Raw genomic sequence first — 12,762 nt, 5'->3', positions numbered from 1 at the left:
ATGTATACTATCCATAGAACAATTGTTACCCGCAGGCTAATCGTTGTTCTATGGGCAGCTATGCTGCCAATCCTTGTATCTTTACAGAGCAGCTGCACCGCTAAGCTCATTGAATTTCTACAAGCGGATAAGCTATTCATATTCACCCCAGCATTTTGCAATCGTTATCTGAATGTAGGCAAAATGCTTATCTTTTTAAAATTGGAAGGCGGAACACGAATGAAGAGCAACGTAACGATGCGGGATATTGCAGATAAGCTGGGAATAAGCAGCGTGACCGTGTCGAAGGCGCTCAATGACAAGGATGGGGTTAGCGAGGAACTCAAAGAACGTATTAAAACACTCGCGGGCGAAATGGGTTATCGTTTTAATACCGTTGCCAAGTCCATGAAAGAGGGGCTCACCTATAACATTGGTGTTGTCATCCCTGAACGTTTTACTGGTCCTGGCCAATCGTTTTATTTGCATATTTACCAGCAAATTTCACGGGCACTGGAGCCCTACGGCTACTACGGGATCCTTCACATCCTCCATCGCGAGGACGAGGAGCAGCTTAATCTGCCACGTATCTATTACGACCGTAAGGTGGACGGCTTCATTCTTCTGGGCCAAGTGAGCAAGCCATATATTGAGCTGGTACAAACCATGGACCAACCTAAAATGTTTCTCGACTTTTATGATGAGCATGCCGATATCGATTCTGTGGTGACGGATAATTTTTACGGAGCCTACGAGCTAACTAATTATTTGATCGCCCAGGGACACCGGGATATTGCTTATGTGGGAAATATCTATTCCACCAGCAGTATTCAGGACCGTTTCCTCGGCTACTATAAATCCTTGCTGGAGCACAGGTTGCCCCTCCGTAACGAGTGGGTACTCAGCGACCGGGACGACGAAGGGTCCTATGTTGAAATGGATCTGCCTCAGCCACTACCGACTGCCTTTGTATGCAACTGCGATCAGGTCGCTCACAATCTGGTGCACCAGATGATTGGTCTGGGATACCGCGTACCTGAGGACTGCTCTGTGGTCGGCTTTGATAACGATGTATACGCCACGCTTATTGTTCCGCAACTGACCACGGTCGGAGTAGACATTGAGCAAATGGCACGTACGGCGGTGGATTCAATAATGAAAAAAATAAGCCATCCCGGCAGTCGTTTTGGTCGAGTCCTTGTACAGGGTCATATTGTATATCGTGATTCCGTGCAGCCCCTTGAGAGGTCATGATCCGTGAATATTCCACAACCAAAAGCCGCTCAGCATGTCGCTGGAGCGGCCTTTGACGTTTATAAACTTTGCAGCGTAATCATGGACTTACCCCTCAATTAAGAGCGCTGGGCGACAAAGGAATTGCCCGTCCGATTGAGAATCGGCAGCATTCGCATTTCCTGTCCCATCGTGGCTTGGCAAAGTGGACAAGCCGGCTCGCTCAAAAAGGTAAAATCCGTTCTCATCCATCCGTTGCAACCCTCGTTGGTACACGACCAAATAGCCGTATTTTCCTCTGGAATGATTTCCGGGGCCTGGCGTCTGTACATCTATATCCCCCCTTGGTTGTTATAGGGGAACATCCCCTGTCAGCATACTGTTAATTCCGTCCTGTGCGGGTATTAATATGCTCCAACCTACGGAAAATATGCGTATTTTACCAAAATTCTTATTTGCGGATAGCCTTGGTCCAGAAACCACCATGAAATTGCTTTGGCTCCACCGTAATGACAAAAGCCTTGGGATCCAGCTCCAGGATAGACTGATACAGCTTATTCTGGTTTTTACGCTTGGCCAAAATCTCCATTACGAGGCGTTCTCCATCACGTCCACTGCCCAGCCAGGCTGTAACGCCGTATCCTTTGTCTCGCAGCGCATTGGCAATTCCTCCATTGATCTCATTGCTGATCACCTTCACGGTGACATAACCGAGCGCTATTTTTTCCTCAATCCACGCTCCAATAAGAATCCCCACTGCGTAGCCTATAGCGTATACCGCAAGACTTGCCACTTGATCCAGATACTTAAGCACGACATTCAAGCCCAACACATAAACTGTAACTTCCACGGTGCTGATGAGTGCAGCAATGTACTTCTGTCCTTTCAGCGTCAAAATCATGCGCAGTGTGTACGCCGATACATAAATAAGTTGAATAACGAGAATAAACAATAAAATTTTGAGCATACGCTCACCCCTTATTTCACGATCTAGTTGACCCCGTCCCCAACATTATGCCCTTGTCTGTGATCTACAGCCTCACGTTTCGTATTACCCTCGCTCGGGTAATGACTAACTACAGCATGCTGAATGAAAGTTTGATTATATGAGGAGGGCTATACCATGAAGGATAACGGAATTAGCGATAAAATCAAAGGTAATGTAAATAAAGCTAAAGGTGAAATCAAGGACCAAATCGGGAACGCCACGGATAATAAGTCCCTTCAAGCTGAGGGTAAATTGGATAAAGCCAAAGGTCACCTTCAGGAAACAGCAGGCAAACTGAAGGACCACAAATAGTCCAACTTTTGATACCCTAACGTACTGTACTCCAAACAAGTCTTGCTGTCTTGTACAGCGGACTTGTTTTATTTTGTTCGGTTACTTTTGGAAAAATATTTACGCAAACAGGGCAACTTTTACAGTCGCTTTTGCGTCTAACTAATATAAGCACAACCAATAGCAACCCTTCCAACCTGTTGGATTTTGTATGTATTAATGTTACTCTAGTCTATGTACCAAGCTATAATTCTTAAATAAAGGGGTAGACCAACGAATGAAATCATTGAAGTCCATGAAGAAACCTGTCATCATCACTGCCGTGTCGGCCTTGGCCATCTCCGGGGCTCTGTTCAGCCAATCTACATATGCTGCACAAGTAACTAAGCCGATCCAAGCAGTATATAACAATATTAAAATTATCTATAACGGAACCGAGGTTGCTTCGGATGCTAAAACAGAACCATTTCTGCTGGATGGCGTGACGTATATCCCGCTGAAGCTGGCAGGTACAGCTTTGGATAAAAAAGTAACATGGGATGGCACAAACAAACGCGTAGTCATTGCTGACAACGGCGTTCCTATTGATCAATCTACAGTTACAGCACTGAACAATCAGATTACAACGCTGACTCAAGAACTGAACACAGCAAAAGCAGCGAACACAACAAAAGACGCTACCATTGCTCAACTGCAAAAAGACAATCAGACGCTGAAAGATGAAGCGAGTAAAAATAGTTCAAGCACCCTGAAAGATCTTCAAAAGCAATTGAACAAGGATTACAGTGATTCCTACAACACGAACTCGGATATCACGCTGGATGGTAACAAAAGCGATATTGACGTGACCATCGAAATGACCAAGTCTAGATGGGATGACCTGTCCGACAGCAGAAAGGAAAGCTACCTGGAGGACATCGTTAAGGACATTTTGAAAGAGTACAAAGATGCCGATATTGACGGCACAGTGAAGAACTCCAGTAATAGGGATAAATTGGCGACCTTTTCAACCAATAGCAGAGGCGATGTAACGATTAAAAAGGTAGCTTCTTCTCTGGATACTAGCAGTATCCAACGTTCTTTGAGTGACAGATACGGTAACTACGCCGGTGTTGGCTTTGATTTCACTGTAAGAGGCGACAGCAGTAAAGCAACCGTTGATGTGTATGTAAATTCTGATGATTGGAACAACAAACTCACCAGTAATCAAAGAAGCAACCTAACTGACGGCGTAATCGACCAGCTAAAAAATAGAGAGAACATTGACAGAGTCGAGGGGTACATTCGCAATAAGGGCAACAGCAGCCAAATTATTTCCTTCTAAGACTCATGCTTCAAAAAAAGCGATAAAGGCTTTATAGCCTTTGTCGCTTTTTTGATGATGTACAAACATCCTATATCCAATTATTGAATCAGCCTGCCTACAGAAGTAATGTATTTTATATAATCACTATCCGCATTAGTTGTACCGATATTTTTTGTATAAACCAAATGACCTGAGCTGGTTATTTTGACTTTGTGAAATGAACCGGGTTTAGAATAAGGATCTACACTATAAGTCCCTTTGCTATACACAATCATAGGATTAAAGTCAATTTGTTTGAAGACGGGCGATAAGTCGCTCTTATACGTAGCATGAATATTCAATACGCCCTGCTTTTGATCCCAGTCAAAGGAAGTAAGATCAAATGCATTTGCATCAATGACTTGGGCCAAGTCTTGTCCCTTGAACCTCATAAGAATTGGACTTTCCGTAAAGCTATCATGTCTTAGCTTCAATAAACCGCGCTTCGAATCCCACTCCATCTGCGCATCTGTATCTTTCAACAAAATGGAAACTGGTAAAAACATCGCGTTGCTTTTCATGATGGGGACTGTGTCCATTGTCAACGGCTCACCGTTAACCGATATTTCGGGTGAACCGATCGTAGTCGTTACATTACGGCCTAGCAAATCAACAGAAGCCGTTTTGTTCGCTGCATTATAAGTTACTTTGCCTCCCAGTATATCTTCAGCCGCTTGGAGCGGTATAAGCAGTCTGCCCTTCGCATCCACAAAGGGTGAGGCAGGATAGGTGTATAAAATGTAATGATCATTTACCTTCAGGTGTATAGGGGTCTGAGCTTGGGCTGATGTCGAATTCGAGTGTACAGTAGCAACGCTAAATAAAAACACAAGGCATACTAGCAACCTGATTTTCATAATACCCTCCTTTTTCATAAACAGCTCACAACAAACATAACTGTTTTATTCATATATAACGTACCTCCACAAATGCATATCGTCAACCATAATTTATAATATATACCTAATTATAGATTATAATATCATCTTCCCTACAGCTATGTAATTCATAAATACATTAATTATATTTATAAATATAAAGGAATTTTAGCAATGAAAGCAGAATATATCACTGTATTCCACTTTAGAAAGGGGTAAATGTATACGATGAGAAGATTGCTTAAACGTAGAGCCAGGTCGAGCATTGCATTAACAATGACTTTATTATTGGCAATTGCAGCCGTACCATTAGGTACACTGGACGCCGCAGCAGCGGAGCCGAACCAAAACAAGAAGCAGGATGTGCCGACCTTCTCTAATGTATCGGTTCACGATCCTTCGATTGTCAAAGACGGTGACACTTATTATGTGTTTGGGTCGCATATCGCCGCAGCGAAGTCAAAAGATCTCACAAATTGGACTTCTTTTGCAAACGGTTACACTACGCCTGGGAATACCCTTTACGGGGATTTATCGAAGAATCTGGCCGGATCTTTCGCTTGGTCGGGTGAGAATGATGCGGACAGCAAAGGAGGATTCTCGGTATGGGCGCCCGATGTATTTTGGAATGAGCATTATGTCAATAAGGATGGCACAAAAGGGGCCTACATGATTTATTATAGTGCCTCCTCCACCTATATACGCTCCGCGATCGGCATTGCCGTTGCCCCCAACATTGAGGGACCCTATCAATATGTGGATACCATTGTGAACACTGGTTTTACGAAGGAGACTGCATTCGATAAAAATAGCAAAGTAGATAAAAAGTGGACAAATACGCCGATTCCACAACTCATTAATGAAGGCAAGCTGAAGGGGCCCAGAGCAGGATGGTTTAATGCCGACGGTTCTTATGCGAATCGGGTGTTCCCGAATGCAATCGATGCAGCAGTCTTTTATGATACAGACGGGCGCTTATGGATGACGTATGGGTCATGGTCCGGAGGCATTTTTTTGCTGGAGCTCGATAAAGCAACTGGCAAACCGATCTATCCAGGCCAAGATGGAACGACGGAGGATGGCCGGTTGATTGATCGTTATTTTGGCACCAAGATTGCAGGTGGATACGGTGAGTCCGGGGAAGGTCCGTATATTGAATACAACTCAAAAACGGGTTACTACTATCTGTATGTAACCTATGGCGGACTTGCGTCAGACGGTGGATATAACATGAGATTATTCCGTTCCAAGAGTCCGACAGGACCTTATAAGGATGCCAAAGGGCAGAATGCTGTTCTGCCAGCAAACACCAAAAATGCAGCCTATGGCAACAAATTAATGGGTAACTTCTTGTTCGATAGTCAAATAGGCGATCCAGGTACAGGTGTGGGCTACGGCTATGTATCTCCTGGGCATAACTCGGTGTACACCGATCCTGCTACCGGACAAATGTTTGTTGTCTTTCATACCCGATTCCCTCAGCAGGGGGAGACTCATGAGCTGCGTGTACATCAAATGTTCATGAATCAGGATGACTGGCCTGTGGTAGCTCCTTACCGTTACAGTGGCGAGACGCTTACAAAGCTGGATGAGAAACAATTCATTGGCGATTATCAATATATTAACCATGGTAGTGATTCTTCGGCGACAATCAAAAATACGCAGTTCATTCAGCTGAAAGCAGATCATACGATTAAAGGCGATATGCAAGGAACGTGGCACAAGTCGGGGGATGCGAATATCCGACTAACACTGGATGGTACTGTGTTTGATGGAGTATTCCTGAGACAATGGGACCAGGTAACGAATCAATATATTTTAGCGTTTACAGTTCTATCGAATAAAGGCGAAATGGCCTGGGGCAGTAAGTTCCCTGATATGCCGGATATGACAGTCGTTGACAGTGTGTATCGTGAATTAGATCTTGGCCATACGAGCCGGGTGACGGCTAATCTGACGCTTCCGAAGGAAGGCAGTCGCCAATCCGCGATTATCTGGAAAACTTCAAACCCAAACGTCATTTCTGATACTGGTGAAGTCAAGCGCCCCGGGATCGGTGAAAAGGCTGTATCCGCTACTTTGACGGCTTCCATCACCAAAGGAGACAGCAGTCGGGACAAAACTTTTAACATTACGGTAGCTCCTTATGAGAAGGCAACATTGACCGCTTCATACCCATTTGAAAATAACCTAAAGGATCAGAATGATGCTTTTGCCAATGGTAAGGTTACTGGTGACCGGATCGATCGTCAGGGAGGAAGTGTATCCTACGCTGAAGGCGTAAGGGGCCAAGCTGTAGTCCTTGATGGACAGTCAGGTATTGCTCTGCCTGAAGGACTCATATCCAGCTCAGCCTATTCTGTGTCACTGTGGGTGAAGCCCAGCGAATTGACTGTCCATACACCAACTTTTTTTGGAGCTATGGATAGCAACCACTGGGTTAGCCTTCTGCCCAGAGGACCCGAGAAGGATAATACGATGGTCTGGTCCGGCAGCTCAACTTGGTATACTGGCAGTACGGGCCTGAAGATCAAAGCCAATGAATGGACACATCTGGCCTTCACTGTAGATCGTGGGGTATTAGAGGTGTATGTGAATGGCAAAATTCAATTTACCGGCTCAAAGTTCCCGGATGTCTTTACCTCTAAATCTGGAACATTCAGCCTAGGGGTCAATTGGTGGGACCCTGCGTTCAAAGGATCTATAGATGAGCTGAATATATTTGAAGGCGCGCTCCCTCCTGCACAGGTGGAAGAGTTAGCCCAGATGAAGTGAATTAAGACTATTTGTGAAATGCGTAAGCATAGCTAGTGTCGAAGAATGAAAAAAAGAGAGCGCTGAACAGCGCTCTCTTTTAATAAACCATATAAATATTAATAGGCCAGTGCAAAAAGTCCTTTGATATGGGACAAGTAACGGATGTTACTGCCTTCCTTCATCAAAGTAGCTACAGCGCCTTTCAGTTGGGTGCCATTCGCGCCTACAGTACCGATCGCGTCTGTTCTTCCCAAGCTGCCCAGTGTACCGGAGAACACTGGCGTAAAGCGTTCCATTTTCGCTCCGTTGAAATAAGCGAAGATGTTGTAACCAACTAATTCACCCATTTGCCAAGCCAACTGTGCAGTTGGAGGGTATGGACGCTCGCCTTCACCTGGGAACACTACTGCGCTGTCGCCAGCGAGGAAGATGTCTTCGTGGGAAGTCGATTGCAGTGCGCCATTCACAGTTGCGCGACCACGGTTTACTTCGATACCGGATGCGCCAACCAGTGCATTACCTTGTACGCCGCCTGTCCAGATCAGTGTGTTCGTTTTGATCGAACGTCCGTCTTTCAAGAGAACTTCGTCAGCTTTCATTTCTGTAATCGGAACACCTGCTACGATTTGAACGCCACGTTTTTCAAGGCTTGTTACTGCACGATCAACCAGTGGTTGAGGGAAGCCTGCCAAAATAGATGGTCCAGCTTCTACGCAATACAAGTTGATATCTTCGTAGTTGATGCCTTTTTCACGGCAAACTGCAGGCAGTTTGTCAGCATATTCGCCCACCAGCTCAACGCCAGTCAGACCGCCGCCACCGATAACAATGGTAGCGTCCGCTTTGTTACCGGATTGCTTGTAAGCATCCAGACGAGCTTCCACATGTGCACGGATGCGATTAGCTTCTGCCACTGATTTCAGTGTGAAGCTATGCTCTTGCAGCCCCGGAATACCGAAGTATGCCGTTTCACTGCCCAGGGAAATAACGAGAGCGTCATAGCTCAACGTAGCACCACTGGCCAGAGTTACTTTCTTATCGTCCGGTTTGATTTCGGAAACAGTATCCACTTTCAGGATAATATCTTTGTTACGCAGCAGTTTTTCCAAAGGAAGCGCCACAGCTTTTTCGGCAATCGTACCTGCCGCCAAACGGTGCAGTTCCGTAATAATTTGGTGCGACGCAAAGCGGTTTACCACTGTAATGGTTGCTTGGCTAGCGTCCATATGCTGGCGTGCTGTAAGAGCGGCCAGCAATCCGCCGTATCCGCCGCCCAAGATCAAAATTTGCTTCGACATGTCCATCCTCCGTTCTCGATCAGGTAATTATTTGCTTTCGCGTTGGCGCTCATTCAGAATATCCAGGAAAGCCTGGCTGAAACGCAGCGTTTTTTGTACATTAGGATCTTTAAGCATTTTGAGCAGGCCAAACAGACCTACACTGCCGTCCGTAGTTTGTACACGGTCATTTGCTTCAATTGCAGCAGAAGCCAATCCTTTAGCCGAATCTGTAACAGGCTTCACAAACTCTCCCATGGAGTTTTTCATATCTCCGATAAAGACAGGGTCAGTTGCCAGACTGCGGGCTACATCATAAGCATCGGTCATCAAAGTAACCATCTCAGTCAACTTTGGCAGATTCTCTACCAGTACGGTCAGCGATTGCTGAACCTCCGGTTTCATCAATTGGTCCAATACATCCCGAGACTCTTTGGTAGCTTCTTGTGTTACGGCCACCTCTTGTTGGTTTTCAGACATGCGTGAACGTCCTCCTTTACTGTGAAAATAGAAGTCCATTCCTTTCTCGTAACCTGCATCATAAACTCTAGCAATAAAACGTTCAATGAATTCGCCCTTAAACATGCAAGAAGCACAGCTTAAACCGGCCTATACCCTAAAGGGCAAGACTGATGATCGCAGATGCCAATTGTATATTGCTTGGACGTTATTCTGTTGTTGTTACTGCTGCGGAATATCTCACGAAGCGCTCCCTCGTGACTACAACAGGCCGAAACGGAACCCTATACCTCTATATTACACCTTTCACAACCCAATCGTCGAAGAAATTTTAAATTTGCACAAATTTCTGCAAATTTTTTATTGTTATTTTAGATAAAAATTAGAATAAGCACGATTTTTGTCTAAGTTTACCTTAAAAAAAGGGGCATTTTATACTAGAGATGGGTAATAGAGAGAGTGAGTTTCTGTTCATTAATATGAAAACTAATACAAAACATATTCCTACGGAGGGTTGAACGATGGCTAAAACATTTGCAGATATGGTTCAAGAAGCGAGGCAGCATGTTCAGGGCATTACTTCACAGGAGGCACGTCAGCGAATTGAATCAAATCCGGACACATTCGTTATCGACGTACAGGATTCTCATGATGCAGGTGCTTGCGGCCTAATTCGTGGAAGCGCCAATATTTCACTAGGCATGCTGCCCATCCGCGCTGACCTGGGCGTTCCACAAGATTTGCGTGATGAACGCTTACATGACCGCAATCGCCCGATTATCACCACCTGTGGGGCAGGCGGACAAGCTGCATTGGCAGCTTATATACTGCAACAGATGGGCTTTACCAATGTGGCCTTTATTGAAGGCGGAACAACAGCCTGGAAGGAATCTGGCTTTGAAGTAGAAATGTATTAAGGGAATGTAGCCGATTCCCCAGCAAATCGTCCTAGGTGCGTAAGGTGTCCTCAGAAGCATCGGAAGCACCAGAAGGTTCAAAATCATCCGGAATCGGCAGTGGCACGCCAGACTCGATAAATTCCTCTACATCACGGGCTGCTTTAACTTGATTGCACTCGTTGCAGGCGCATACGCAATTTACTGGCGTGGTGTGTCCACCTTTAGCCCGTGGAAGTAAATGATCAATCGTGTCGCCATAGCCACCGCAAAAAAAGCACGTATAACGGTCACGTTTAAGCACATATTGGCGGAATTCCTTGTTGCTATAAAGTCTGCGGACCGTGTACGGATTTACAATCACCGCCATGCGTTCTCTGACCAGAGTCATAGCCAAATCAAGCTCAATCTCCTGATGCCAGCGTCTCCCTTGGTCGGTTTTGCCTCTTAGTCGAATCATGCCATTGCGATTAAGCCGCAACGCACGGGTATCCGCAGGCTTCAGCCTGCTAAGCAAATGACGAACCCGTTGCCGATGGCGCTCACGCGCTTTGTCCGTGACGGGCTTCCTACGGGGGCGTTGAGAATCATTAGAAGGCTGCGCGGACGCTTCCAGACCGTACGCAGTCGTATCTGCTTCGGAGCTATGCCGCTCCACAGGAGCAGCCAAGGGCTTCATTTCCTCATGGGAAGGAGCGGACTCAACCGCCCGTTCTTGCGGGGCTAACCCCCGACAGGAACGACAAGGACCACGCCGGGAATAAGGCCCCGCCCGGCGACCGGTTCTGCGCTGAAAGTCTGTTAATGGTTTGATCTCCTGACAATACGTACATTTTTTCATCAGCGGTTCTCTCGCTTCATCCTTATTCTGCTGCGGATCTGTCACGTTCATCCCTCCTTCCCTTTCTTGTTCGAGCTTATGGTTTGCCCGAAATCCGAACTATAGCTAAGTTAGATTCATTTTACCGTTTTCACGTTTCTTTTTCTAGCCATCGAGTCGTTGTCATCACTCAAGGTATAACAAATTTTAATGATTTAGCATACGTTATATAGCGATCCATGTTCTTCATCAACATCATATTGACCATCAGACGTTTAGCCCCCCTCACTTGGTGGGTAACTTGTTATATATGAAGGAGGGACGCACATGAAAAGGAACCATACGATGATGCAATTTTTCGAGTGGAATGTCGCAGCTGACGGTTCTCACTGGAAAAAGCTTGTCCGCCTGGCACCGGAACTAAAAGCCAAAGGAATTGACGCGATATGGATTCCACCTGTCACCAAAGGCCAATCTCCTGAGGATACGGGTTACGGCGTCTATGACCTTTACGATCTGGGCGAATTTGACCAAAAAGGTGCAGTACGCACCAAATACGGAACCAGGGAAGATCTGCTGGAAGCTGTCGCATCCTGCGTTCGCCACGGCGTAGCCGTCTATGTCGATCTGGTCATGAACCATAAGGCAGGTGCAGATGAAACCGAAGTATTCAAGGTCGTCGAGGTCAACCCGGATAATCGTAATGAGGTCATTTCCGAGCCCTTTGATATCGAAGGCTGGACTAAATTTACATTCCCCGGCCGGCAAGGGAAGTATTCCACATTTCAATGGAACTTCGAACATTTTAACGGAACGGATTACGATGCAAGTCAGGACCGGACAGGAATCTATCGTATTTTAGGTAAAAATAAAAACTGGAGCGATAATGTAGATGATGAATTCGGCAATTATGATTATTTAATGTTCGCCAATATTGACTATAATCATCAGGATGTGCGTAAGGAAATGATCCGCTGGGGCAAGTGGCTGGTGGATACTCTACAATGCAACGGATTCCGTCTGGATGCAATCAAGCATATTAATCATGAATTTGTACGAGAGTTTGCTACAGAAATGATTAAAAAGCGTGGGCAGGATTTTTATATGGTAGGCGAGTTCTGGAAACCGGATCTGGAATCGTGTCAAAAGTTTCTGGATACCATCGATTATAAAATCGACCTGTTTGACGTATCCCTCCACTACAAACTACATAGCGCTTCCTTGGGTGGTAAGGATTTCGATTTAAGCACCATTTTCGAGGATACGCTGGTTCATACCCATCCCCTGAACTCGGTTACTTTTGTCGATAATCATGATTCCCAGCCGCATGAAGCGCTCGAATCCTGGGTGGAGGACTGGTTTAAGCCCAGTGCCTATGCACTCATCCTACTGCGCAAAGATGGTTATCCCTGCGTATTCTACGGGGATTACTACGGTATCCAGGGACAAACGCCTGTGAAAGGCAAGCAAGCTGAGCTAGACCCGCTCCTATATGCTCGGTACCACAAAGCTTATGGTGAGCAAAAAGATTATTTTGATGATCCCCATACGATTGGATGGGTTCGTCAGGGCATTCCTGAGCTGCACGGCTCTGGATGTGCTGTGGTGATCACCAACGCAAATGACGGGGAAAAGCGCATGTTCGTGGGTAAACAACATGCAGGAGAAAAATGGACCGATTTGACTGGGCATCACGATCATGCCGTGAAGATCGAACAGGATGGCTACGGCGTATTTCCCGTTCGTGCTGGCAGTGTATCGGTATGGGCACTTCCTACCGAGGAAGACAGCCTGGAAACAGAGGATACCGCGAACGCTTGATGTATATCAACTCAAAGA

The 12,762-nt window shown here is 45.8% G+C and carries 12 protein-coding genes; 6 read left to right on the top strand and 6 right to left on the bottom strand.

Translation table 11 applies throughout. The features are described 5' to 3' along the window. Nucleotides 1-219 precede the first annotated feature (219 nt). Entirely contained in the window at nt 220-1,233 is a 1,014-nt protein-coding gene (locus tag G7035_RS09675) for a substrate-binding domain-containing protein (protein WP_029515265.1), read from the top strand. A gap of 98 nt (nt 1,234-1,331) precedes the next feature. On the opposite strand, the gene G7035_RS09670 is transcribed toward G7035_RS09675, so the two are convergent. Together G7035_RS09670 and G7035_RS09665 are read right to left on the bottom strand one after the other, a co-directional pair. Continuing rightward, complete coding sequence (locus G7035_RS09670; protein ID WP_016822696.1) at nt 1,332-1,544, bottom strand: cold-shock protein; 213 nt, start codon at nt 1,542-1,544, stop codon at nt 1,332-1,334. Between the two features lie 119 nt (nt 1,545-1,663). After that, nucleotides 1,664-2,179, bottom strand: coding sequence for a DUF2179 domain-containing protein (locus G7035_RS09665; protein WP_013373641.1), 516 nt, complete (start codon nt 2,177-2,179; stop codon nt 1,664-1,666). A gap of 156 nt (nt 2,180-2,335) precedes the next feature. On the opposite strand from G7035_RS09665, the gene G7035_RS09660 reads away from it, so the two are divergent. Further along, nucleotides 2,336-2,512, top strand: a complete 177-nt coding sequence (locus G7035_RS09660) for a CsbD family protein (RefSeq protein WP_013373642.1) — start codon at nt 2,336-2,338, stop codon at nt 2,510-2,512. 256 nt (nt 2,513-2,768) lie between these two features. After that, entirely contained in the window at nt 2,769-3,815 is a 1,047-nt protein-coding gene (locus tag G7035_RS09655) for a stalk domain-containing protein (RefSeq protein ID WP_019688932.1), read from the top strand. 80 nt (nt 3,816-3,895) lie between these two features. Here the strand turns inward: G7035_RS09655 and G7035_RS09650 are convergent, their stop codons facing one another. After that, nucleotides 3,896-4,693 (bottom strand): copper amine oxidase N-terminal domain-containing protein, encoded by a 798-nt coding sequence (locus G7035_RS09650; protein WP_019688933.1) that lies wholly within the window; start codon nt 4,691-4,693, stop codon nt 3,896-3,898. Between the two features lie 249 nt (nt 4,694-4,942). Between G7035_RS09650 and G7035_RS09645 the strand changes: the two genes are divergently transcribed. Beyond that, on the top strand, nt 4,943-7,489 hold the full coding sequence (locus G7035_RS09645) for a LamG-like jellyroll fold domain-containing protein (protein ID WP_019688934.1): 2,547 nt from the start codon (nt 4,943-4,945) through the stop codon (nt 7,487-7,489). 98 nt (nt 7,490-7,587) lie between these two features. Here G7035_RS09645 and G7035_RS09640 read toward each other — a convergent pair whose 3' ends face one another. Together G7035_RS09640 and G7035_RS09635 are read right to left on the bottom strand one after the other, a co-directional pair. Continuing rightward, nucleotides 7,588-8,769, bottom strand: a complete 1,182-nt coding sequence (locus G7035_RS09640) for an NAD(P)/FAD-dependent oxidoreductase (protein ID WP_013373647.1) — start codon at nt 8,767-8,769, stop codon at nt 7,588-7,590. A gap of 27 nt (nt 8,770-8,796) precedes the next feature. Next, the gene (locus G7035_RS09635; protein WP_017426146.1) at nt 8,797-9,228 is read right to left on the bottom strand and encodes a DUF1641 domain-containing protein; all 432 of its coding nucleotides are present in this window, start codon (nt 9,226-9,228) and stop codon (nt 8,797-8,799) included. 500 nt (nt 9,229-9,728) lie between these two features. On the opposite strand from G7035_RS09635, the gene G7035_RS09630 reads away from it, so the two are divergent. Further along, a complete protein-coding gene (locus G7035_RS09630; RefSeq protein ID WP_019688935.1) occupies nt 9,729-10,124 on the top strand; it encodes a rhodanese-like domain-containing protein in 396 nt (131 codons plus the stop codon). A 31-nt stretch (nt 10,125-10,155) separates the two neighbouring features. On the opposite strand, the gene G7035_RS09625 is transcribed toward G7035_RS09630, so the two are convergent. After that, nucleotides 10,156-10,989 (bottom strand): HNH endonuclease, encoded by an 834-nt coding sequence (locus tag G7035_RS09625; RefSeq protein WP_019688936.1) that lies wholly within the window; start codon nt 10,987-10,989, stop codon nt 10,156-10,158. 261 nt (nt 10,990-11,250) lie between these two features. Between G7035_RS09625 and G7035_RS09620 the strand changes: the two genes are divergently transcribed. Continuing rightward, complete coding sequence (locus tag G7035_RS09620) at nt 11,251-12,744, top strand: alpha-amylase (protein WP_019688937.1); 1,494 nt, start codon at nt 11,251-11,253, stop codon at nt 12,742-12,744. Nucleotides 12,745-12,762 lie beyond the last annotated feature (18 nt).

The organism is Paenibacillus polymyxa (assembly GCF_015710975.1).
GTDB lineage: Bacteria > Bacillota > Bacilli > Paenibacillales > Paenibacillaceae > Paenibacillus > Paenibacillus polymyxa.
This window is presented reverse-complemented; position numbering and strand designations above follow the sequence as displayed.